We start from the raw sequence: 23,342 nt of genomic DNA on the forward strand, positions 1-23,342 counted from the left end.
ATTTAGTATAAAATAATTTGGGTGCTACTCAATTTAATCAAAAAAAGCGAAAGACATTTTATAAAAATATCTTTCGCTTTTGCTATACCTTGCCAACCGTCAAGATTGTATTTGAAATAACAAAACAATTTATTTCTTTTTCGGCATCCAGTTTTCAGGTTTATCTCTCCATTTTGTAAGAATTGCATGGTCTTCTTCTTGCAAATAATTTAGAGAAATAGCTTGTTCAACTAGCGTAGAATAATCACAAAGCACCTTTAAATCAATAGCTGCTTGTGAAAAATTACGTGTTGCACGGTCAAAACCATATGTAAAAATGGCTGCCATTCCGATTACTTTTGCTCGTGTAGATTGCAATACATGAACAGCTGCAAGAGAACTTTGTCCTGTTGAAATCAAATCTTCAATCAGAACAATTTTATCATCAGCATTGAGTTTTCCTTCAATCTGACTTTGTGTTCCATGTTCTTTTGGTTTTGCACGTACATACAGCATTGGCAAATCCATTTCTTGAGCCACAAGAGCAGCTTGTGGGATTCCTGCTGTCGCTACTCCTGCAATTGCAGTAACATTTGGAAATGACGTTTTTATCATCTCTACTAATGCTTTAGTAATAAAAGTTCTTACTTTCGGATAAGAAAGTGTCAGACGATTATCGCAATAAATAGGAGAGTTCCAGCCCGAAGCCCATTGAAAGGGTTCATGAGGACGTAATTTTACTGCTTCAATTTCTAAAAGCATTGAAGCAATTTGATGAGCAACAGAAGAAAAGTTTTCTGTTTGTAATTCTGATTGTGGATTGGTTTCTTTCATAACACAAAGATAATTATTCAATAAGTAATTATAAACTGAAAAGATAACAAACTCAATTAAAAATCCACAATTATGATAAATCAATTAGAAATTAAGATTGGTTTAAGTAAATATAACTTCATTTCTCAATACATTAAAAAAAGAAAATTAAAATTTGAAGATTATTTTTATCTAAAAATTGGCTCTGTATTATATTTTTATGAAAAATAATTTGAGCATAAACTAACTATTCTGTATTTTTGTAGTTAGTTTCGATAATTGTTATCTAATTTGAAGCAAGCTAAAAGTATTTTTTTCTAGTATTTTTATTTTATTCATCTTAGAAAACACACTTTTATTTTTTGAAACTTAGTATATAAAGTATAATCCATCAACCCAAAACCTACAACTATTATCAAAGCACCTGGTTACAAATCTACGAAACGCTATAAATTATCGTCATTCAAGTTTGATTTACCTCAAGAATTGACAGCGAAATACCCTACTGATAATCGTGATGACTCTCGCCTTATGGTTGTCCATAGGGATACAGGCGTTATCGAACACAAAATGTTCAAAGATGTATTAGATTATTTTGGGGAAGGCGACAAAATGATTATGAACGACACAATGGTTTTTCCTGCTCGTTTGTATGGCTACAAAGAAAAAACAAATGCCAAAATTGAAGTTTTCTTATTGAGAGAATTAAATTCGACATCACACCTTTGGGATGTGCTTGTTGATCCAGCTCGTAAAATTAGAGTGGGTAACAAACTATTTTTTGGAGACGGAGAACTAGTAGCAGAAGTTATCGATAATACTACTTCAAGAGGTCGTACAATTCGTTTCTTATACGATGGCGAGCCTGAAGAGTTTTATAAAACATTAGAAGAGCTAGGAGAAACTCCTCTTCCTCGTGAAATTGGTAGAGAAGCCGAAGAATCAGACAAAGAACGTTACCAAACTATATTTGCAAACAAAAAGGGTGCAGTTGCAGCTCCTACGGCTGGTCTTCACTTTACACCTCAACTTCAAAAAAGATTACAATTACAAGGAACAAGTTTTCATCCGATTACTCTTCATTTGGGTTTGGGAATGTTTCGTCAAGTAGAAGTAGAAGATTTGACAAAACATAAAATGGATTCTGAAAACTTTGAAGTAGGAGAAGAAACTGTAAAGGCTGTAAATGAAGCAATTGATGCCAAGAAGAAAATTTGTGCCGTGGGTACTACTTCTTTACGTGCTTTAGAGTCATCTGTTTCTGCAAATGACCATTTGAAACCAAATGGAGGCTGGACAGACAAGTTTATTTTTCCTCCTTACGAATTCAAAATTTGTAATGCTCTCATCTCTAACTTTCACTATCCACAATCTACTCTACTAATGATGAATTGTGCCTTTGGTGGTTACGAATTAGTCATGGAAGCATACGAATTAGCTATTAAAGAAAAATATCGTTTCTTTAGTTATGGTGATGCAATGCTTATTATATAAACTAGATTAAGCAGAAAAACTCAATTTCTTATTTAATTCAACTAATTAATTAGAAATTGAAACAAAATCTACAAAAATCCTTTTATTTATGATAATAAAAGGATTTTTTATTTGATAAAATCGCTAGTAATTTTAAATTTATAATAATGAACAAAGAACGTTTATATGATGCTTTTGGCGAGCTGATTTATGCACTTGCTATGGCAGATGGACTTATCCAACCAGAAGAAATACACGCCTTAAATACTATTTTACAAGGACATCCTTGGGCTTCTCAAATAAAATGGTCTTTTAATTATGAAGCCAGTAAAAAACTTGACTTGAAAGAGGTTTATAAAAAGGCTTTAGATACATTTACACAACACGGACAAGATAAGGAATATGTTTACTTAATAGAAATTTTGCAAAAAGTAGCTAAAGCAAGTGATGGAATTGATGCCGTCGAACAAGAGATAATTGAGCTTTTTCAAAAAGACTTGAAAGAAAATTTTATTATTGAAATGGAAAAAAGACAGTTAGTTTAAAAAAATAATTCTAAAAAGTGATGCTAAATTTATTCAAACCTCCTATCTCTCTAAAAAAATGGATAGGCATTGCTTTTTTACTACTCATTTTTTGGCTAATTCTACTCACTTTTCTTTATGCCCCAACACTAATTCGAAGTATCTTTTTGAAAGATTTGTATTTAGATAAATTAAAATTCGAACAGACTGATATTTATGTAAATCCTGCAATGAATAAAGAGGAACGACAAAATATCATTATTCTTTATAAAAAATCAAGAATTCGTATTGATTCACTTTTTGGAAGTAGTCAGGCACGACCTTCTATTTTAGTAGGAACTACTAATGAAGTAATGCAACGTTTTGGTAATTCCAATGCTCAAGGACAGACAGGAATGACTCATCTAACTCCTTTTGGAACTTACATTATTCTTTCTCCTGAAGGAACAAATATCGATGTTTTGAGCCACGAACTCTCTCATGCTGAACTTATTGAAAGATTAGGTTGGCAAACAAGAAGAAATAAAATACCTATTTGGTTTGATGAAGGTTTGGCTATGCTTGTAGATAAACGCTTTGAATATTGGACAACTTTACAACAAGATTGGCGAAATCTTATAGATATAGAAAAAAATGATTCTAATATCAATTCAAATTCTGATTTTTATACTACTACTCCTTTAGACTCAGATTCTTTGTCTCTTTCGTCTTTTGAATTACAAAACCTTCAAACCACAGAGCAATTTTTTACGGAAAATGCTCAAATACATTACTTTTTATCACAAGAAGAAGTTGCTCGTTGGTATACTAAAAAAGGACAAAAAGGGCTTTTACAGTTGATTGAAAATTTGAAAGAAAATAGTTTTGAAGATAGTTATAATGTAGAAAAATCTACCCAATAATATTAAAAAAAATATATTTGATAGGTTTCTAAAAACTACAAAGCAGGATTTTACTTCTGATTTTATACATCTAATTTTATTTTCTTATTTTACCTTCTCAGGATATACTTCTCTTATAATATGTTTCAAAGCTTCATTGGTAAGAGGTTTTTGAGAATATGATTTTATTTCCTCATATTTTGTTATATTTTGACGTTCAATGTCAGGCGCAGAAGTAGAAAGCATACAAACTACAACTCCTTTTTTCTGTTCTTTATCTAATTTTTTGTATTCTTCCAAAAAGTCCCAGCCATTCAAACCTGGCATGTTTATGTCTAAAAAGATAAGGTCTGGATTAGGATATTCTCCATTTTCCTTCGTTTGCAAATAATCAAGAGCTTCTTGCGCTCCCAATTTTACTACAATCTCATTAGTTACGTCAGCTTTCTTGATTACTCTGCTGTGAATATAATTATCAGCTTCAGAGTCGTCAATAAGCAAGATTTTATTTAATTTAGATTTCATAGTTGTTGTGATTTAGGTTTTTAGAAATAGTAAAATAAAATGTAGTCCCTTCATCAATTTGAGACCTAACACCTATTTTACCCTTGTGTAAAGAAACTATTTTTTTACAAAATGCAAGTCCAATTCCTTGTCCTTCATATTTTGAATTACGATGCAATTTAGCAAAAATACCAAATATTTTTTTCTGATGTTCTTCTGGAATACCAATACCATTATCTTTAACAGCAAATTTCCATCTTTGGGACTGTTCTTCTACTGAAATTTCTATTACTGGAGGTGTGTTTTCTTTACTAAACTTTAGAGCATTAGTTATAAGATTTTGAAAAAGTTGCCTTATTTCTAAACTAAAACCTTCAATAGTAGGAAGTCTATCATAAGAAATAGTAGCCTGTTTTTTTTCAATTAATAATGATAAATCTTTTTTAAGATCATATAAAAGAACATTTAATTCTATTTTTTCAATTTCACTAGATTTTCCAATTCTTGAATAATTAAGAATTCCATCAATCATATTTTTCATTCTTTCAGCAGCCGAAGTAATAAAGTTAAAATTTTGCTTTGCTTCTGCGTCAAATTTATCTCCATAATCTTCTTCAAGTATAGTTATCATACTTGTTATGGTACGCAACGGCTCATTCAAATCGTGAGAGGCAATATAAGCAAAACGCTCTAACTGTTCATTTTTTTCTTTTAAAGTCTCTCTTCTTTGCTCTAATTCTGTATTTGATGCCACCAAATTATCAATGAGAGGACGCAGAATAGAATAAATATTATAAAAGATAAATAACATAGCAATTGAAGCAACAATTTGTATTGCTAAAATTATTTTATTGAGAATAATAATTTCTTCTCTACTTTCTTGAAAATCTTCATACGTTTCTTTACCTAATTTTTTGATTTGAATCCTTATTTCATCCATCGTTCTTTTGCCTGTTCCTGTCTTTACTACTTCTATTGCTTTCTCAGATTGATTATTTTCTATATAATAAATAGTGGTTTTTATTTTATCATATTTTTTAGTTATGAGTATTTTTACACTATCTAAATTACTTTTAAAATTAGGGTTTTGATTGGGATAAGCTTCTATTTCTTTTACTGCTTTAGCTGTTTTTTCGATAGATTGGTAATAAGGTTCTAAATATTTTTTATCGGTTGTAATTACAAATCCTCTTTGTCCTGTTTCTGCATCTTGCATAGAAGACAAGAGATCACCTAATTCATTTTCTAAAACTAAAATATCATTTAATCTTTTTTGAACATTATTTTCAATATTCTGAGAAACAAAATATCCTACTAAAAGAATAAGTATAAGTCCTAAACCGATAGATAAAGTACGGACAATCCTACGGCTTTCTGTTTGTTTTTTATGAATTTTTTCGTCTTGTTGAGGCTTTTGAAACGGCATAAAAATAAAGTAGATTAAAAAATAAGTCTAAAAAATGAGATAGAAAAATAGCTATTTACTAAAAAGTTCCTATTTGTTACAAACAACAAATAGGAACTTTCAGATACAACTCAAAAAATATATTTTGGTTATAAATTTACAGTTAAATTTTAAGCTCTACTATTAAAAACCTTTTTTTACATAGGTGGTGGTGGCAATGGTGGTGGCACACTTCCAAAAAAGCCTTGTAGTTCTGCTACTTTTTCGGCTGCTGCCCATTCTGCCATTCCTGCTTTCCATACATAAGAAGTACGAGTAATTTGTCCACTTTGTATCATCTTTTGTAATTCTGCTAATGGAAAAGGACCTGCTTGTTGTCCATCTAGATGTACATGAAAGGACACCATGGGAGGTGGAGTGCTGTTGTGCTGCTGACCTTGATTTTGGTTCTGTTGTTGATTTTGCATTTGGTTAGACATTTGGTTTGCCATTGCCATCCCCATTCCCATACTCAGACCCTCATTTCCTCCATTCGGATTATTGGCAGAATCTTCCATAGCTTGTCCCATTTTGAACTGCGTATAATTATTAAGATTTCCTTGCATAGAACGTCCCATAATTTCCATTTCATTTCTTTGGTCAAGAACTTTCTGTACATGGTCTGGCAAAGACATATTCTCTACTAGAAAATCAGTAATATCTACACCATAACGGTCAAAGTCTAATACTAATTTTTTCTTAATCATTGCTCCCAATTCATCATAATTAGCAGCTAAGTCTAAAAATGGAATTTTGCTCTCTCCTAACCCATCTGTAAATTGCTTGACAACCAAACTTTTTAGTTTAGTAGTAATTTCTTCTGTCGTAAAATGCCCATCAGTTCCTACTATATCAATAAGAAAACGACTTGGTTCAATAACTTTAAAATCAAAACTACCAAAAGCACGAATTTCGATTCCCATAGAGCCTAATTCTGCATCTCTAACACGAATTGGATTGCGAGTTCCCCATTTATTATCCACAAAAGGGCGCATATTGACAAAATAAACTTCTGCTTTAAAAGGACTATTGAATCCATATTTCCAACTTTTTAGGGTTGTCAAAACAGGCATGTTTTGTGTTGAAAGCTCATACCTCCCAGGAGGAAAAACATCTGCTAATTGTCCTTCATTAATAAAAACAGCTTGCTGACCTTCTCTAACAGTAAGTTGCGCTCCATATTTGATTTCGTTTCCATCTCTATTGAATCTGTAAACAATTGTATCTCTGCTATTGTCTATCCATTCAATGACATCGATAAATTGTCCACTAATTTTATCCCAAAGTCCCATAAAAAAGTAATTTAGTTAGTAATTGATAAATTTGATTTATAAACTGATTTGTCAAAATCTGTTCTTAATTTACAAAAAAGAAATAAAAAATCCCATTTCTGAAATAGTTTTTCAAAAAAGGGATTTATTCAATAGCTCTTTTTGTATTATATTTTTGAGCAAAAATGAATTACAGATTTACTTAAAAATACCTTTCAAGATACGACGTATAATGATTCCTATAATAATTTTTTTCCAGTCGATGCGCTTTAAGATAAGCCAAATTAGATTTAACATAATGGTATGGTGTTATGAGTTGATGTATAGATTTTGAACGGAGTTTCAATAATTTTTCTAAATACTAATATAAATACTAAACAGTATAAAATTTTGCATTTCTACTAAAAACACAATTAAATATACGGTTTATTTTTATAGGAACGAAAAATCAAGCCAAAAGTTATTATAAAAAATGTTACTTCCAAGTGGTATTGATTTTTAAAAAGGGACTATTTTTGAAAAATAGTATTTAAAACAAAGTATTTTCTTAGATGCAAAATGCTGCATTTTAGAATAAAAAAGACTCTGTTTTAGCACAACAAACAAAATATAAAAACCCTAAATCACTTGTATATCAATTGATTAAGCAGCATAAGTTCAGATTAACTAAACAAAATCTTAAAAACTTACGTTTGAAAATAGATTTTGAAACTGTAAATCTGTAAATTTGTCTATCTAGTAGAACTTATTCTATTTAGAATTAGTATAAGCAATAGAAAAATATTTTACAAACTATTTTTGCATAATTGATAGCAATTCATTTTCTTAGTAGCTTATATAAAATGAGCAGAATAAACCTAATGGTTTAAGGTTTAGTTAGACAAATTCATAAAAAAAATTCTTACAAAAATATATAATTCCAGACATGGCAGACGTAAACGTAAACTTTGTACACCCAACTGATGGACGCATGATTAGCGCAACTTTAGATGACACAATGAGTGTACAGGAAATTATAGGCGAACTTATTACACATGATTTTATCAAAAATAGTCAGCAAGGATATAATCTGGCTATAAAAGGAGGAAACCGTATGCTTAACCACCAAACATTAGGACAGGCAGGTATCACTCACGGAACTACTTTTAGAGTAATTCCAGCAACTGATGCAGGAAGATAAATTTAGATTTTAGCAGGAATACAAATTCAAAAGTCGAAACTCAAAATTGGAAAAACTAATTTAGAAGTAAAGACCCTACCTCAAAGTTTAAATAAAATATTAATAATCTAGGTTATACGCTCATTACAATCAATAGGTCACTGTATAACTGATAACTGATAACTGAAAAATGGCTACTCCTCAAGAAATACGAAATCGTCGTTTGGCGAATGATTATAAAGAAATGGAAAATATTAGTGGCTCATTGCTTTCTTTTGAGCCACTTGTGGGTAATCCACCGTATGTAGAAGAATATGAAGTAACAATTTTTGTACGAAGTATTATTGATACACAGCCTACTTATCGTAATCAACATAAACTCAAAATCACTCTTCCAGAGGCCTATCCACAAGCTCCACCACAACTAGAATTGCTTGATGAACCATTTGTTTATCATCCCAACTGGTTTAAAAATGGACGCTGGTGTTATGGAACTTGGGAAATGTCAGAAGGTTTGGGAAGACACATGATTCGCATGATTCGTACCTTACAATACGATATGGAAATTACCAACGAACACAGTCCAGCTAACGAAGAGGCTCGTAATTGGTATTTGCGTATGCGAAATAGTGGTATTTTTCCATGTGATAAACAAGAAATGCCTGACCCAACTAAAGAACGTGCAGCAAAGAAAAGCTCAGGATTCAAAATTACTGGATTTGGTATAGATGCAGCAGAAAAACCACAAGAAACTCCGTCTACACAAGAAGATAAAAGAGGTGGATTCAGAATTCATTAAATTATATGTAACGCAGACTCTAAGGAATAAGAATTAAGTAAACTACTATTTTCAAACATTCAATTAAGTGGTAATCAATAAATTAAATTCGTAATTGTTCCTAAGTCTGCGTTATGTGTTTAAATTTTATTTATAAATGGACAAAATAGAATTAGACAACCTCAAATATCCAATTGGAGACTTTGAGAAACCAATACTGATATACCTAGAAGCTAAAGATTTAGTTTTGGATTGGAAAAATGATATTGCTAGTTTTCCGATGCGACTAAAAGCAGCAATTCTTAACTTGCCTGAAGAAACATTAAAATGGAAATATCGTCCTCAAGGTTGGACAATCAAACAAGTTATTCATCATTGTTCAGATAGTCATCTTAATGCCTTAGTTCGTTTCAAGCTAACTCTTACTGAAGAAGAGCCAACTATAAAGCCTTATTTAGAAGATAAATGGGCAGAACTGCAAGACATGACTTTACCTGTTGAAGTTTCAATTTCTATTTTGGAAGGAATTCATAAAAAGCTGCATATAATTATTGAATCTTTGTCTGAATCTGATTTGGAAAAACGTTTTTTTCATCCAGAACATCAAATTTATTTTACACTTTTTGAACTTGTTGCCAATTATGCTTGGCATTCAAATCATCATTTGGCACATATCAAACAGGCTATTGAATCAGAAGGAAAGTATTAAAAATTTATATTTTAAAACTTATTCAATTCAAAAAAATCAAGGACTAAAGAGCATAATAAATTTAGCTGCTTTTTTAGTATCTTGTAACAAAAGTAATTTAACGTTTTTTTTTGTGTTGAACTCCTCAGAAGTTAAATGAAACACTTCCAATGCACAACAAAATAAAAACTGTACTGTTTTTGCCCATTATCGACAGAGTTAAAGTTAAAAGGGATCTAAACTAGCTGACTTATTGTTTTCTACTTCTAAACAGCTTTAGCTCTTAATGAAGTTAAAAGTGTCTGATAAAAATAAAACAATCAATTCAAAAAATAGGTTTGATTCGCTATAACTATTAAAGAAAAATCGTAATTTTATCAAAATGAAAAGTAATTTCATAAAAAACGCCCTAGTCATTCTCTTTTTTTTAGTTTCTTTTTCTGCTTTAGCACAAGAGAAGGGACAAGCCAATGATATTTCGGAAGAGGAAGAAAAACTAGAACTTCCACGCAAGAGTTCGATTTCTACATTAATGCAAGAAATTGGCTTGACAGAATTTTTTGTTCGTTATAGTCGTCCGAGTGTAAAAGGACGTAAAAAACATATTTGGGGCGAACTAGTACCTTATGGAAAAGTCTGGAGAGCAGGAGCAAATGAAGCCACAACAATAGAATTTTCTAGTGATGTAAAAATAAATGGTAAGCCTTTAAAAAAAGGCAAGTATGCTATTTTTGTTATTCCACAAAAAAGGGGAGATTGGACTTTCATTTTTAATACAGCTGTAGATTCTTGGGGAAAAGAAGCCTATAATCAAGAAAATGATGTTTTGAGAGTAAATGCAACCGTTGAAAAATCAAAATTTCAGGAAACTTTAGCTTATGATTTTGATAAAATATTAGAAAATGAAGCTACTTTTATTTTGCGTTGGGAATGTAAATTAGCACGAATTACAATCCAAGTAAATACAGTAGAGGAAGCAAAGAAAAATATTGCTTCTGCCATTTCAAAATATCCAAATGATTGGCAAGTGCTTGTAAGAAGTGCATCTTATTACAAAAGTGAAAATATAGAACTTCGCCAAGCCTTAGAATGGGCAAACCAATCTATCAAACTCAAAAACGACCATTATTTACCTTACTGGGTAAAATCTGAAATTTTAGCTCTACAAAACGATTACAAAGGGGCAGTAGAAAGTGCCCAAAAAGCATTAGAAGCAGGAAAAGATGACACCAATTTTATTTATGCTCAAACTATTCAATCACAAATTGACAACTGGCTTTCGAAAATAAATTAATTTAATAAAAATCCCCTCCCCTCAATTACAATGAAAGATTATAAAAGTAAATATGTAGAACGTTCTCTTGATGAAGAAAAACAAATCTTAACTTCAACATGGTTGGAAACTACCAAAGACATGAATAATGAGGAGTTTAAAGAAGAAATGCAAAAATTAGTAGAAATAATAAAAGAAAAAAATATAAAATTTATTTTATCTATTACTAAAGACCTAAACTTTCCAATAACTCCAGAGTTACAAAATTGGGTTTTAGAAGTTATTGCTCCACAGTTTACAGAAGCTAAAATTGAAAAACAAGCTATGATTATTCCAAAAGAACTGATAGCTCAGTTATCAATCGAACAAACTATTGATGATGTAGAAAGCTCAAAACACTCTCATCAATCAAAATTGTTTAGTGATATAGAAGAAGCCAAAAAATGGTTTTTTAATGATTAAAAATGAATTAAAAACCAATTTATTTCTTTTTTACAGATAACTAATAAGTCAATAAAATGAAGCAAGAATTATCGAATATGATGGGTTTGGATATTTATCTTTCAAGTTTAGATAGAAAAGAGTCTGACAAAATCAGAAATCAAATAAAACCTTCAATTACAGAATTTAAGCCTCTTTTGGGTTGGGATGTTTCTATTATAAGTTCTTTTGATGTTACTAAAAAAGAATTAGACATACAAAAAATAAAAGTGTTTGCAGAAAAGTATAAGTGGAAAAATGATATAGATGCAATATTTTTAAATAATCATTTTGAAGCTATTGTACTCACTGATTCATTAGAAAAAATTTTGTGGGTAAATGAAGGCTTTACAAAAATGACAGGCTATTCAAAAAAATTTGCTATTAATAAACAACCTTCTTTCTTACAAGGAGAATTGACTTCAAAAGAATCAAGAAAGGAAGTCAAAATGAATCTTCAAAAAAGAAAACCTTTTAAAATATCAGTTGTCAATTATAAAAAAGATAAAACGCCTTATACTTGTCAAGTTCAAATTTTTCCTCTTTATTCTAATGAAGTCACTCATTTTATGGCTCTAGAAACACAAATAAGATAAATAATCAGAAAACCTTATCTTTTGAAAATTTAAAAGATGAGGTTTTAAATTCCTAAAAAATAGCTCCAAATGAAGTTTGTGATTTAATTAAAATTATTATTTCTTCAAGATTCTGATACATTTTAATCTTCAAAGTTTGGCATATTAGACACACCCTTTTTACTTGGCTCAATTAAAAATGAAAGGTTGATTACGAGAAAACCACAGACCACGAAATAGCAACGTAGATAATCTGTGAAGGCTTTTGTTTATTTAGCTATGATTTTGAATCTCATAAATAAAAAAGCTAGAAGAAATAAAAAATCGAATAAAACTAGAAATTATTTTATTCCATTTGTCTTAATTTCTCAGCTTTTGCAATTGCTATATTTCTTTTCTTTTGAATAGAAGCCGAAATAAGAATACTTATTTCATACAAAATCCAAATAGGAATTCCGATTAAACACTGACTAATTACGTCTGGAGGAGTAATAAGAGCTGAAATAAATAAAATAACAACAATAGAATGTTTTCGATAAGCTCTCATTAATTCAGGTGTAACAATTCCGACTTGTGATAGGAAAAATACTACAATAGGAAGTTGAAACATAAGTCCACAGCCTAAGGTCAGCATAGCTACTGTAGTTACATAGGAAGAAATATCAATTTCATTGAGAATAGTTGCATCAACTTGATAATTAGAAAGAAAGTTAATAGACAAAGGAGTAATTAAGAAATAGCCAAAAAGAACACCAATAGCAAATAAAAGAGATACAAAAAAAGTAGCTCCTCGTGCTACATTGCGCTCTTCATTATATAGAGCAGGTGCAACAAAACGCCAAATTTCCCAAAAAACATACGGAAATGCACACATAAAACCAAAGGCTATTGAAGCTGCAATATGCATGGTAAACTGTCCTGTCATTACACGGTTTTGAATAATAAAAGGCAAGTTATCAATACAAGTAAGGCTAGAAAGCTGACAAAAAAATTGATAGGTAAGAAAGTTACTTTTTGAAGGACCTAAAATAATCTTACCAAAAACAATATCCTTTGCTATAAAAGCAACTGCTGTAAAAACCAAAATAGCCAATACAGCACGAATAACATGCCAACGCAATTCTTCCAAATGGTCTAAAATACCCATTTCTTTTGAGCTATTAGCAGATGAAGAAGTTGAAGGCAAAGAAGTATTTGTATTTTGTACTAAAGTTGTTTCTGAGTTATTCATTGAATATTATCTTTATACTATGCTGGTTTTGTCGTTGTACTGACTATTCTGCAAATATACACATTAAAAAAAATCCTTTTCTAATTCAATGTAAAATTAGAAAAGGATTTAATTATAAAAAATCTAAATAACGGATTTATTTCCCTCCACCTGAAGAAGAACGAGAACGAGAAGAAGAACCTGTACTTCTACTAGAACGAGACGACGATCCACTAGAACGGCTAGAGCGAGTATAAGAACCTGTACTACTACGAGAAACTTTACTAGCTACATTTGATTTGAATCTACTCTTTGAGTTCATTGCTTGTGATGTTGCCGAACCAGAGCCATACGCACGAGTTCCACTTGAAGTAGTTCCATAATAAGGTCTTGAACCTCTATAATTACGGTTGTAGTCATTGTATGAATTTCTGTAAATAGGACGACTACTCATCATTCCAAACATACTGCTCATAAAAGCATATTGTCCGTAAAATGCCCAAAAACTATTTCCTGAGCTGTTTGTCTGCCAAGAACCATAACGCTGATTTCCTACATAATTATTATAACCAGGAGGAGAAGGGATTTTTGAAACTTTTCCATCTTCATTTTTAGATAGAAGTTCCATTCCCATGTTATCTAAGTTTTTGTTAAATGTTTCTTCTGAAACAGTCACCCAAGTTGAAAGAGAATCACGTACTATTTTTCCACCTGTTGTGTCTTTAGCAGGCAAAATAAATTTGTATTGATGTTTGTGAATGTCGCTTCCAAATGTTTTCTCTTCCAAGTCCATATCATATAAAAGGACTGAATAAGTTTTATACTTATCCAAATCACGAGTGTAGTTATCAACTGGGTCTTTGACAACCTTTTCAGAACTTCCACAAGAAGTCAGGAAAGAAGAAAAAACGACTAAGAAAGCAATTAAAATATGTTGAAGATATTGAATTTTCATGTTTTTATAAAATTGATTTAAAACTAATAAGATAAATTTTGGTAAATGTTAGTTTGAATTATTTTGAAATTATAGAATGGCAGGAGGCTCACTAGAAGGAATGATATTAGAAAATTCATATTCTTCTACATATTCTCCAATGTAGGCTTCAAAGTCTCGCTCGCCAAATTGTTCTATAAAAAGAGCTTTCTCTTCATCGTCATCGTAATAATCCCACGTAATCATTTCAACAGATTTTTCACGCTCTGTTGTGGCTGTGTTTCTATAATATCCAGGGCTTTCATTATCACGATAATATTTTACACCTTCATAAGTGATTGTTTTGGGAGGGCGTTCGTTTTCTGCAATCTGGTCATCCAAATCTTCGCCTAATTTCATTAGACGAATTTTATTTGTTACTGCAATTTCTAATTCGCCATCGTTTTCCAAACTCAAATAAATTTCATCATTAGAGCTGCGTAATAAATAGGAATATGAAAATTCATTATCGCCCCAGTCATACTCATATTCTTCGGCTACTTCCCATGTTTTTGCATCATATTCTAAGAAAAAACCCACACGAATATCTATAATTCGAATATGATTTGGGTCGTAATGAGGAGCATTATCTTCTTCTTTTTTCTTCTTTTTAAAAAATCCGAAAGCCATATAGTTAGTGATTGTATAGTTGGAAAAATTTCTTTGTGACTACTTCTATTTTTAGATAGTTTTAAGTCAAGCTCTAAAATTAATGAATTTAGTTTTATTAAAACGTAAACTGAACTGATTTTGTTAAGGTAAATAATTTTTATCATTAATTAATGTCAAACTCATTTTACATTTTTTGTTTTAAATTTAACTTTCTCTCTGTAAAGCAACCATTTCAACTAATTTGGCAATTGTTTTTTGTATGCCTTCATTTACCTGACTTATACTTGCTTCCATCATATAACAAGGTGAGGAAACAATATTATTTACATCATCTGAAACTACTTCTGTTACTGTACACATGACAGGATTTGCCCCTGTTTTTTTCATTTCTTCATTAATGTCTGCAATTTGATAAGGCGATTTTTTATTTGTTGTTCCGACAGTCAAAGTTGCTTCTATTCCACTTCCTTCTAATGCTTTGGCAACTGTAGTAGGTGACATACAAACGGCTGCAATAGGTTTATGTTGCTTTATCATCTCATTTACTAGTCGCTTTACATCGCTATTTATCTCTCCGTTTGCGCCCTCAAATGCCCATTTTGTAAAGTTTTTAGCTACTCCAAATCCTCCTGGCATTACAAGTCCGTCCATATCTTCTGCACTTATCTCTGCCAAATCTTTTATCTTTCCTCTTGCAATGCGTGCAGATTCGGTAAGAACATTTCTTTTCTCATTCATCTCATTGCCCGTCAGATGATTGATAACATGATGTTGTTCAATGTTTGGAGCGATACAGAAATAAGATACATCTGCTTGGTCTAAAGCTAATAAAATCAAAACTGATTCTTGAATTTCTGCGCCATCATAAACACCTGCGCCTGATAATAAAACACCTATTTTCATAATTATTATTGTTTTAGTCTGTGAGAAATCTTCTTAAAATAATATTTCAAAAATAGACAAATCAAGTTAGATTAGAAAATATAAATTGATTTGAACAGTTATCATTTTATAAATAAATTGAAAATCAAAACTTATGTCGAAAAAAGTAATAAGTTTGTAGTGAAAATTAATTTATAAAGCTATTTATTCATCAACTAACTATGAACGAATTTTTTACTTTTATGGGAATGGGAATTGAGCATATTCTTCAATTTCCTGAGGGCTACGACCATTTACTTTTTATTTTGGCATTAAGTGCCATTTATACTTTTTCAGAATGGAGAAAAGTTTTTTTGCTTGTTACAGCTTTTACAGTTGGACATTCGGTTACTCTTCTTTTGACAGTTTCTGATATTTCTCCTATTCCTAGCTCTGTGATTGAATGGCTTATTCCTCTGACAATTATTATTGTTTGTGTCTTAAATTTTTTCACTAAAACTAAAGACAAACCAAAAAATATAGATTCAGATATTTTAGATTTGTCAAATAACGAACAAAAAATCATGTCTTCTACAATGGTTGGTCGTTATAGCATTGCGTTACTTTTTGGATTGATACACGGTTTGGGTTTTGCTAATTACTTGCGTCAGATGCTACCTGATTCTTTATTTTCGCCTCTTTTAGGATTTAATATTGGACTAGAAATAGCTCAAATTTTTGTGGTTATGATAGGCTTAGTTGTTGGTTTTGTAATGATGAAATATCTTGATTTTACTAAGAACCGTTGGAAAGTTGTTCTCTCAGCTATTGTTTTAATTTTTGCTTTGCACCTTTTTGTGATGCAGACATTGGCACTTTTTGAGTAAAAATTTTAATGGAGGTATTTGTCGTTGGTGGGGACACCAACAACGGTTAGTTGAATTTCAAAAAAATCCTACAAAAAATGATTATTTTAAATCATTTTGAAATTTAGCTGCGTAGCTGCGAAATATGGGTAGAAACGAAAAAATATCAAGTTCAAAAAGCTGCGTAGCTGCGTAATATTGTTGTTTGATGTTTGAAAACTGTAAAATTTCAACATTTCGCAGCTACGCAACTCTAAATACGGAAATTCAATTTTAATCTACTACAAATATAACGCAGCTACGCAGCTAAAATACACTACATTTTTGAAAATCATAATTACAAAACTGTAGGAAAAAAACAAACTAATTCTGAACACCCTACCCTTAGTTTTTTTCTAAAAAAAAATATAGGCAAATCAGAAATTCAAATCATATAACCTTTCACACAAATCATTAATTTCTTCCTTCTTCACAATTACTTCTAGCCATTCGTTTGGAATTCCTTTTGTGTAATTTTCTGTGTTCATTCCATAAAAAAGTCCTGCAATTCCACCTGTTACACAGCCTGTTGTGTCAGTGTCTTCTCCTAGATTTACAGATTTCAAAACGCTTTCAGAATAAGAGCCATATTTTAAAAAACACCAGAAACTAGCTTCCAAAGTATGTAAAACATAGCCAGAAGATTTGATAGTTTCTTCTTCAAAAGTAGTTATGTCATTTTTCAGAATTCTATCAAAAAAGGCAATTTCAGTTTTGTTAAAATTAAATTCTGTTGCAAAATCATTTAGTAAAATTTGTAGTTTTTGATAGGCTACAAACTTATCTTGTTTTTCATTTTTTTGAATCTGTTCCAATAAAATCTTAGCAAATTCAGTATAGATAAAACATGAAAAAACAGAGCGAAAATGCATGTGTGTAATCGAAGAAACTTCTGAAACCAGTTCAAAACGCTTTTTTATAGAGTCTTCAAAAAAATAACCTTTATAAAAAATGAGTGGTAAAATTCGCATCAAAGAACCATTTCCATTCGAATATTCGTCCATTCCTCCAGTTAAAAGTGGATTTTCTCCTTTTTTCAGTCTTTTTATAGCATCTGTTGTAGCAATTCCAATATCAAAAACTCTTCCGTGAGGAGTCCAAAAACTCTCATATTTCCATTTTACAAAATTATTTGCAATATCATTTACATCATAAATTGCCTTTTTATTTGAGTTTTTGGGAGTTGCCAAACTTTCAGCCAAACAAAATGCCATTGAACTATCATCAGACCATGTTCCTTTTGGTTGATGATGCGTTCCAAATTCTCGCATATCTGTTACTGGATTTCTAGCAATATCTTCTCTACTTCGAAATTCCACAGGTACACCCAGAGCATCGCCAATAGCAAAACCGAAAAAAGCATCTTTTATTTTTTGTTTCATACATCCAATATAAATCAATTTTTATTAAAACGAAATTCCAATAAACCCACCACCCCAAATTTTAGTGTTTGTAGTCGTATTGTTTAATGAATTAGATATAGTAGTGGTATCTTCTATAAAAGAATAAGGTGCAAAATTAGTCCCATACGTATTAGTTTCAGAATTATAAATTTGAGAAACGGTAACATTGAGAGTAGGAGCAATAAAAATACCTACTTGTCTGCTGATTTGATGATGAATTTTGAATTTTAATTGACCTAAAAGATTTAGTTCATTTGTCCAATTTTCTTCATTGATATGATATGCCATCAGCTCAAAACCTGCATGAGTTTTTTGATTTTTAGTAATTGGAAAACGAGTTCCCAAGCCAACCCCTAATCCCCAACGCATTTTATTACTCGTTTGAATGCCTGCTGAAACGATTTGATAGAATTTATTTACGCCAATATTATAAGAAAGAGCTGTATGAAATCCTTCACTTGCACTTACATCAAATGAACGGTAGCCATTTTTCACAAAATTAATGAGTCCAATTGGTACACCTGTTACACTATCTGCAATATTTATGATTCCAATTTGTGAACCTCTCACAGTATCTGCTCTATTGATAATTGCAATCTGAACACCTTTGACATTTTTTGCAATATTTATACCTGCTGAAATTTGTGCACCTTCTACATTTCCCTTAACAATATTCATAGAACCTGTAGCTTGAACACCTTTTACATTGCCATTTACAATATTTGCAAAACCTGCACCCTGAAAACCAGTAAAATCTCCATTGACAACATTCATAAATCCTGCACCCTGAAAACCTTTCGTATAATTTCCATTAATGTTCATAAAACCTGCTGCTTGAAAAGCCAAAACGCTATCCTTCGCAATATTGGCAAAACCTGCACTTTGAAACCCTGTGGCTTTTCCTCCGACAATATTCGCAAAACCTCCCACTTGAAAACCCTTTATATCTTTTTTGAGAATATTTGCAAAACCTCCTACCTCAAAACCTGTTACCGAACCATTATAGCCAGCTAAAAGATTGAGAGAAAAACGATTGTTTTTATAAGGACTTTTAGCTCCGTTTGTTCCCAAAGGATAAACTAAGGTAATTTGTAAAGCAGTAGAATCAAGAAAAGCACTTAGAAGAGAATCATTTTTTGCAAGTTCTGAACCTTTGTTTTCTTTACTAGAAAGAGAATTTATATTTTCTATTTGAGTGCTGTCTAGTAATTGATTTTCTAAACTTTCTTTGTCTGCTATATTTTTGAGAGAATCTGTTTTAATTTTTTCTAAACTATCAAGAATAGCATTTTTTTCAATTAATTCTACTCCATCTTTATCAACTTTGTCTTTGTTTGTCGAAACACTAGCTGTTTTGGATGTTTTATCTTTTTTATCAATTACTAAAGGGTCTTTTGGAAGTGATGCAATTTGAGGCTTCTTATCTTTTTCTAACTCTTCTTTTTTTATATCCGTTTCTGCTAAATTTGACTTTGCCTGAATTACAATTTGTCCATTAATCAAACGAAACTGAATTTGTGTATTCTCATCATTTAAAGGCTCAAAAATCTGTGTTAAAACTTCTTTGAGTGGAATATTTACAACATTGAGACTAATTTTTCTTTGAAGTGGAAGGCGAGAATTACTATACGAAAAACGAACATTATATTTTTTTGATAAATCAGAAAGAACACTTTCCAAAGTTTCATGTTGGGCAAATAATGTAACAGGTTGCTCTAAAAGAATTTTTGAATTAGTTTGAGCAAAGATTGAGTTTTCAGAACCACTAAAATAAAGGCAAAGGAAGCTAAGTATGAAAAAGAAATAGTTTTTCATTGTTTTGATGATTGATAAGTGAGTATTTTAAATTTTAGACTCTTAACTTAAGGTCTAGTATATATTTTATCTAAAACTATCTACAACCAGAGCCCGAAAGTAAATAAGTAGTAGAATCTGATTTTTTGATTTGAAGATTTGCACCAAAAGACAATGTTTCCAAAACATCATTTAAAGGTGTTTGGTCAAAAGTTCCTGTAAAACGACATTCTTTCAAACTTGGATTTTCCAATTTCAAACGAATATTGTAATAATTTTCTACTTTATTTACCACTTCCTGCATTTGCATGTTTTCAAAAACCAAACGATGATTGAGCCAAGCTAAATAATTTACATCGTCATTTCTCTCAAAACGCACTAAAGTTGGTAAAGAATCTGGATGGTTTTTAGTTTTCTCATACAAAATTCCTTTTTCGCCTTTTGTAAGTAAAATAGAAGTTTGTTCTGAACTATCTGTATTGTCATTTTTAAAAACACTATTATTTTTAAAACTGACTTTTCCAGAAGCTACTGTAACCTCAATTTTTTCATTAGAAGGATTGATATTAAAAGATGTTCCCAAAACTTCAACTTCTGCTTTTCCTTCTATGTCAATCATAAAAGGATGTTTTTCATCTCTAGCAATATCAAAAAAGGCTTCTCCTTCTAGTTTTAGATTTCGTTTTTGAGTCGTTTCAAATGTTCCAAAATCATTACTATAAGAAACAGTTGCATTTTTATTAAGCCAAATTTTAGAACCATCAGGCAAAACCAAAGGTGTGTCTGAATGCTGATGAACAATAATTTGATTTGAACTTGCTAGAGAATTAGAATTATTTTGAATAGAATTAATCCACCACCCTAATCCCAAACCAAGAATCAAAACGGCTGCAATTTTCGAAACCTCTTTCCAAATAGAAATAGATTTTGTTGTAGTTTGAGAAGCAGGCGCAGGTTTGACCCATTTTGTTTTTTGTGCTTCAATTGTTTTATTGGCTTCATATTCTTTTATTTGATTACTCAGCTTTTGCCAACCTTTTTCTACATTAGGAGAAAAATCTTTACTTATTTTTTGTCCAAAACGATTACTTTCTTCCCATAACCGAGAATAGTTTTGAAATTCTTTTTCAAAAAAAGGAATTTCTTTACGCCATTTTTCTACTTGTATTTTTTGTATTTCGCTTAGTTCGCTAGGTTCTTTCGAAATGTACCTTGCAATATATTCTATTTGCTGGTCGGTAAGTTTTATTTCATGATTGCTCTTGCTCATATTTTTGATTGAAAAGAAGTTTATTTTTTATACCATTACGTAGTGTCTAAACGTATGACGCATAAAAAATAGTTTACCCCTATTTATTTTGAAAAAAAAGATTTTAATTCCTAAACTAATTAAATTAGGCAGTTACTAATGTTGGTATTCGATTTGGAAAATCTGTAATAATACTGTCTACACCCCAGTTTTTGAGTTTTTGCATAGTTTCGGTGTCATTTACTGTCCACGTAAAAACTTTTAGTCCTCTTTGATGTAATTCCTCTATTTTTTTCTTTGTCAGTAATCTGTAATAAGGAACATAAACGGATGGCATAAAATCTAATTTGTTTAAATTCTCTTCAATCGAAAGTTTATTTTCTACTAAAAAACCGATTTCAAATTTTGTTTCTGTATTTTGAGTTTGTTTATGAAGTTCATTCAAAATATTTACATCAAAAGATTCTATCAATAGTCTATCTTTTATTTTATCATAAAATGGATAATTCGTAATTTCTTCAATAAATAAAGTAACCATTTCAGACGGTAAAGGCTGCATAAAACCATACCACGCAAAATCAGATTTTATTTCCAAAGTGTAGAAAGGCTTTTTTATTCTTTTTTCTAAAACGTATTTTTCAATTTCTTCAAAAAAAGATTTTAAGAGAGGTTTTATGGCTGGTAGAGGTTGCTGTTCTGGATAACGAGAATGTCCCCGATTTCCACAATCGTATTTTTTTATAGTTTCGTAATCCATTCTATAAATATTATGATGTAGAATTTCTTTTTTTAAAATAGCTGCTCCATTGGGTTTTGAGCAAAATTCATGAGAAAAATAAGGTTCATGAGATACCAAAAACTGATTTTCCCCTGTCAGTACAATATCAAATTCTAATCCTTGAACGCCATGTTCTAATGCTTTTTTGAAAGAAGGGATGGTATTTTCGGGTGCTAAACCTCTAGCTCCCCTATGTCCTTGAAAAGTAGTTTTTGATGATTCATTTTTCATAAATCTAGAATTAAAGTATAACAGACTTCCTAGTCTGTTTGAAAATAGTTATGTTTATGTATGGACTAATAAAGTCTGTAATACGAAGTAAAGAGAAATTTTGAAGTAAAAATAATAATTTAATAGTTTTGGATTCTATTTTTTTTACTTTTGTAAATCATCTCGCTGATAAATCAAGCAACTACAAAATTTAAAGGTAGTGATTTGATTTATCAAATAAATAATCTATTAAAATTTATGACTTCTTTTAAAGCTATTTCTTCAAAATTATTTTCTCTGTTTTTTATTTTACTTACTTTTTCTTTGAGTAGTTGCATAGAAAAAAAATCAGAACAGACTTCTAATGAAGTTCAAAACAGCTCAAAAAAACTAGAAATTGTTTGTACAACAGGAATGATTGCTGATTTGGTAAAAAACATTGTAGGCGATTCTGCACAGGTAGAAGCTCTTATGGGTGTGGGAGTTGATCCACATCTTTACAAAGCCACTCAAAATGACGTTAGCCGATTGACAGAAGCAGATATGATTTTTTATAATGGATTGCATTTAGAAGGAAAAATGGCAGAGATTTTAGAAAATTTTGCTTCTCAAAAGTCAGTTACAGCCTTGGGAGATGCAATTGATGAATCTGTTTTGAGAGAAGTAGGACAAAATACACACGACCCTCATATTTGGATGAGTGTAGCACTTTGGAAACAAACAATTCCTTCGGTTGTAAAAGCATTATCTGAAAAGCAACCTTCAAATGCAGCTTATTTTGAAAAGCAAGCTCAAATTTATGCTCGAAAATTAGAAGATTTAGATAAAAAAGTAAAAGCTCAAATTTTAGAAATTCCACAAAATCAACGTGTCTTGATTACTTCACATGATGCTTTTTATTATTTTGGAAAGGAATACGAAATGGAAGTACAGGCATTACAAGGAATTTCGACAGCTTCAGAAGCAGGTATTTCAGATATGAATAATCTGGTTAATTTTATTGTAGAACGAAAAATAAAAGCCATTTTTGTAGAAAGTTCTATTTCTCCACAAGCAATTAATGCCGTTTTGGAAGGTGCAAAAAATAAAGGTGCTCAAGTCAAAATTGGTGGAACTCTTTTTTCTGATGCTATGGGAGCTACTGGAACAGCAGAAGAAAGCTATATCGGAATGATAGAGTTTAATGCTAATAAGATGGTAGAGGCTTTGAATTGATATTATACACAATCACAAAATATATTCTTATTTTATCTAAAAAGACCTTTTATGAATCATTTGCAAAACATACTTACTTTATTCGGGTTTTTATTAGCATTTTATAGTATTGGGTATGTACTAAATTTCTTTACAAAAATAGCTCAAAAAGAAGATTTCCCTTATTATATTATTTTCAGCCATTTGATTTTTGGTTTATCTTTTAGTGTAATTGTTACAGCTTGTATATTTACTAATTTCATAACGACTTTAGTACTCTCGTTGCTACTTTTTGGATATATTGTATTTGT

General features: G+C 30.8%; 23 protein-coding genes. 11 read left to right on the plus strand and 12 right to left on the minus strand.

Features of this window, described 5'->3' with window-relative positions; translation table 11 throughout:
• Positions 1 to 129: 129 nt before the first annotated feature.
• A complete protein-coding gene (gene pyrE, locus V9L05_RS20725) occupies positions 130 to 813 on the minus strand; it encodes an orotate phosphoribosyltransferase (RefSeq protein ID WP_338791614.1) in 684 nt (227 codons plus the stop codon).
• Between the two features lie 465 nt (positions 814 to 1,278).
• Here pyrE and queA point away from each other — a divergent pair, with 465 nt between their 5' ends.
• The 3 genes from queA to V9L05_RS20740 all read left to right on the plus strand — a co-directional run bounded on the left by queA (position 1,279) and on the right by V9L05_RS20740 (position 3,691).
• Positions 1,279 to 2,286: a tRNA preQ1(34) S-adenosylmethionine ribosyltransferase-isomerase QueA gene (queA, locus tag V9L05_RS20730; RefSeq protein WP_338791613.1), complete on the plus strand. Its 1,008-nt coding sequence runs from the start codon at positions 1,279 to 1,281 to the stop codon at positions 2,284 to 2,286.
• A 146-nt stretch (positions 2,287 to 2,432) separates the two neighbouring features.
• The gene (locus tag V9L05_RS20735; protein WP_338813771.1) at positions 2,433 to 2,810 is read left to right on the plus strand and encodes a TerB family tellurite resistance protein; all 378 of its coding nucleotides are present in this window, start codon (positions 2,433 to 2,435) and stop codon (positions 2,808 to 2,810) included.
• 20 nt (positions 2,811 to 2,830) lie between these two features.
• Positions 2,831 to 3,691 (plus strand): hypothetical protein, encoded by an 861-nt coding sequence (locus V9L05_RS20740; protein ID WP_338813772.1) that lies wholly within the window; start codon positions 2,831 to 2,833, stop codon positions 3,689 to 3,691.
• 84 nt (positions 3,692 to 3,775) lie between these two features.
• On the opposite strand, the gene V9L05_RS20745 is transcribed toward V9L05_RS20740, so the two are convergent.
• The 3 genes from V9L05_RS20745 to V9L05_RS20755 all read right to left on the minus strand — a co-directional run bounded on the left by V9L05_RS20745 (position 3,776) and on the right by V9L05_RS20755 (position 6,910).
• Positions 3,776 to 4,195 carry a response regulator gene (locus V9L05_RS20745; protein WP_338791610.1) on the minus strand — a complete coding sequence of 140 codons (420 nt, stop codon included), beginning with the start codon at positions 4,193 to 4,195 and terminating at the stop codon, positions 3,776 to 3,778.
• Positions 4,185 to 5,600, minus strand: coding sequence for a CHASE3 domain-containing protein (locus V9L05_RS20750; RefSeq protein ID WP_338813773.1), 1,416 nt, complete (start codon positions 5,598 to 5,600; stop codon positions 4,185 to 4,187). Before V9L05_RS20750 ends, V9L05_RS20745 begins: the two co-directional genes overlap by 11 nt.
• Positions 5,601 to 5,776: 176 nt before the next feature.
• Positions 5,777 to 6,910 (minus strand): SPFH domain-containing protein, encoded by a 1,134-nt coding sequence (locus tag V9L05_RS20755; protein WP_338791608.1) that lies wholly within the window; start codon positions 6,908 to 6,910, stop codon positions 5,777 to 5,779.
• A gap of 904 nt (positions 6,911 to 7,814) precedes the next feature.
• Here V9L05_RS20755 and V9L05_RS20760 point away from each other — a divergent pair.
• The 6 genes from V9L05_RS20760 (at position 7,815) to V9L05_RS20785 (ending at position 11,863) form a co-directional block, all read left to right on the plus strand.
• Positions 7,815 to 8,069: a ubiquitin-like domain-containing protein gene (locus V9L05_RS20760; RefSeq protein WP_338791607.1), complete on the plus strand. Its 255-nt coding sequence runs from the start codon at positions 7,815 to 7,817 to the stop codon at positions 8,067 to 8,069.
• Positions 8,070 to 8,238: 169 nt separating this feature from the next.
• A complete protein-coding gene (locus tag V9L05_RS20765) occupies positions 8,239 to 8,847 on the plus strand; it encodes a hypothetical protein (protein WP_338791606.1) in 609 nt (202 codons plus the stop codon).
• Between the two features lie 136 nt (positions 8,848 to 8,983).
• Positions 8,984 to 9,535, plus strand: coding sequence for a YfiT family bacillithiol transferase (locus tag V9L05_RS20770; RefSeq protein ID WP_338813774.1), 552 nt, complete (start codon positions 8,984 to 8,986; stop codon positions 9,533 to 9,535).
• Between the two features lie 361 nt (positions 9,536 to 9,896).
• Positions 9,897 to 10,808 (plus strand): DUF2911 domain-containing protein, encoded by a 912-nt coding sequence (locus V9L05_RS20775; protein ID WP_338813775.1) that lies wholly within the window; start codon positions 9,897 to 9,899, stop codon positions 10,806 to 10,808.
• 30 nt (positions 10,809 to 10,838) lie between these two features.
• Complete coding sequence (locus V9L05_RS20780) at positions 10,839 to 11,249, plus strand: hypothetical protein (protein ID WP_338791603.1); 411 nt, start codon at positions 10,839 to 10,841, stop codon at positions 11,247 to 11,249.
• A gap of 56 nt (positions 11,250 to 11,305) precedes the next feature.
• The gene (locus tag V9L05_RS20785) at positions 11,306 to 11,863 is read left to right on the plus strand and encodes a PAS domain-containing protein (RefSeq protein WP_338813776.1); all 558 of its coding nucleotides are present in this window, start codon (positions 11,306 to 11,308) and stop codon (positions 11,861 to 11,863) included.
• A 325-nt stretch (positions 11,864 to 12,188) separates the two neighbouring features.
• Here the strand turns inward: V9L05_RS20785 and tatC are convergent, their stop codons facing one another.
• The 4 genes from tatC to elbB all read right to left on the minus strand — a co-directional run bounded on the left by tatC (position 12,189) and on the right by elbB (position 15,540).
• Positions 12,189 to 13,073 (minus strand): twin-arginine translocase subunit TatC, encoded by an 885-nt coding sequence (tatC, locus tag V9L05_RS20790; protein ID WP_338791601.1) that lies wholly within the window; start codon positions 13,071 to 13,073, stop codon positions 12,189 to 12,191.
• Positions 13,074 to 13,209: 136 nt separating this feature from the next.
• The gene (locus V9L05_RS20795) at positions 13,210 to 14,007 is read right to left on the minus strand and encodes a hypothetical protein (protein ID WP_338791600.1); all 798 of its coding nucleotides are present in this window, start codon (positions 14,005 to 14,007) and stop codon (positions 13,210 to 13,212) included.
• 69 nt (positions 14,008 to 14,076) lie between these two features.
• Complete coding sequence (locus V9L05_RS20800; RefSeq protein WP_338791599.1) at positions 14,077 to 14,655, minus strand: DUF4178 domain-containing protein; 579 nt, start codon at positions 14,653 to 14,655, stop codon at positions 14,077 to 14,079.
• Between the two features lie 186 nt (positions 14,656 to 14,841).
• The gene (gene elbB, locus V9L05_RS20805) at positions 14,842 to 15,540 is read right to left on the minus strand and encodes an isoprenoid biosynthesis glyoxalase ElbB (RefSeq protein ID WP_338813777.1); all 699 of its coding nucleotides are present in this window, start codon (positions 15,538 to 15,540) and stop codon (positions 14,842 to 14,844) included.
• A gap of 200 nt (positions 15,541 to 15,740) precedes the next feature.
• On the opposite strand from elbB, the gene V9L05_RS20810 reads away from it, so the two are divergent.
• On the plus strand, positions 15,741 to 16,385 hold the full coding sequence (locus V9L05_RS20810) for a HupE/UreJ family protein (RefSeq protein ID WP_338813778.1): 645 nt from the start codon (positions 15,741 to 15,743) through the stop codon (positions 16,383 to 16,385).
• Positions 16,386 to 16,780: 395 nt separating this feature from the next.
• Here V9L05_RS20810 and V9L05_RS20815 read toward each other — a convergent pair whose 3' ends face one another.
• The 4 genes from V9L05_RS20815 to V9L05_RS20830 form a co-directional block, all read right to left on the minus strand.
• Positions 16,781 to 17,785, minus strand: a complete 1,005-nt coding sequence (locus V9L05_RS20815) for an ADP-ribosylglycohydrolase family protein (RefSeq protein ID WP_338813779.1) — start codon at positions 17,783 to 17,785, stop codon at positions 16,781 to 16,783.
• Between the two features lie 24 nt (positions 17,786 to 17,809).
• The gene (locus V9L05_RS20820; protein WP_338813780.1) at positions 17,810 to 19,621 is read right to left on the minus strand and encodes a FecR domain-containing protein; all 1,812 of its coding nucleotides are present in this window, start codon (positions 19,619 to 19,621) and stop codon (positions 17,810 to 17,812) included.
• Between the two features lie 76 nt (positions 19,622 to 19,697).
• On the minus strand, positions 19,698 to 20,870 hold the full coding sequence (locus tag V9L05_RS20825) for a FecR family protein (RefSeq protein ID WP_338813781.1): 1,173 nt from the start codon (positions 20,868 to 20,870) through the stop codon (positions 19,698 to 19,700).
• Between the two features lie 124 nt (positions 20,871 to 20,994).
• Entirely contained in the window at positions 20,995 to 21,858 is an 864-nt protein-coding gene (locus V9L05_RS20830) for a glycerophosphodiester phosphodiesterase family protein (protein ID WP_338813782.1), read from the minus strand.
• A 237-nt stretch (positions 21,859 to 22,095) separates the two neighbouring features.
• On the opposite strand from V9L05_RS20830, the gene V9L05_RS20835 reads away from it, so the two are divergent.
• The gene (locus V9L05_RS20835) at positions 22,096 to 23,052 is read left to right on the plus strand and encodes a zinc ABC transporter substrate-binding protein (RefSeq protein WP_338813783.1); all 957 of its coding nucleotides are present in this window, start codon (positions 22,096 to 22,098) and stop codon (positions 23,050 to 23,052) included.
• The last annotated feature ends 290 nt before the right edge of the window (positions 23,053 to 23,342 follow it).

It is taken from the genome of Bernardetia sp. Wsw4-3y2 (assembly GCF_037126295.1).
Lineage (GTDB): Bacteria > Bacteroidota > Bacteroidia > Cytophagales > Bernardetiaceae > Bernardetia.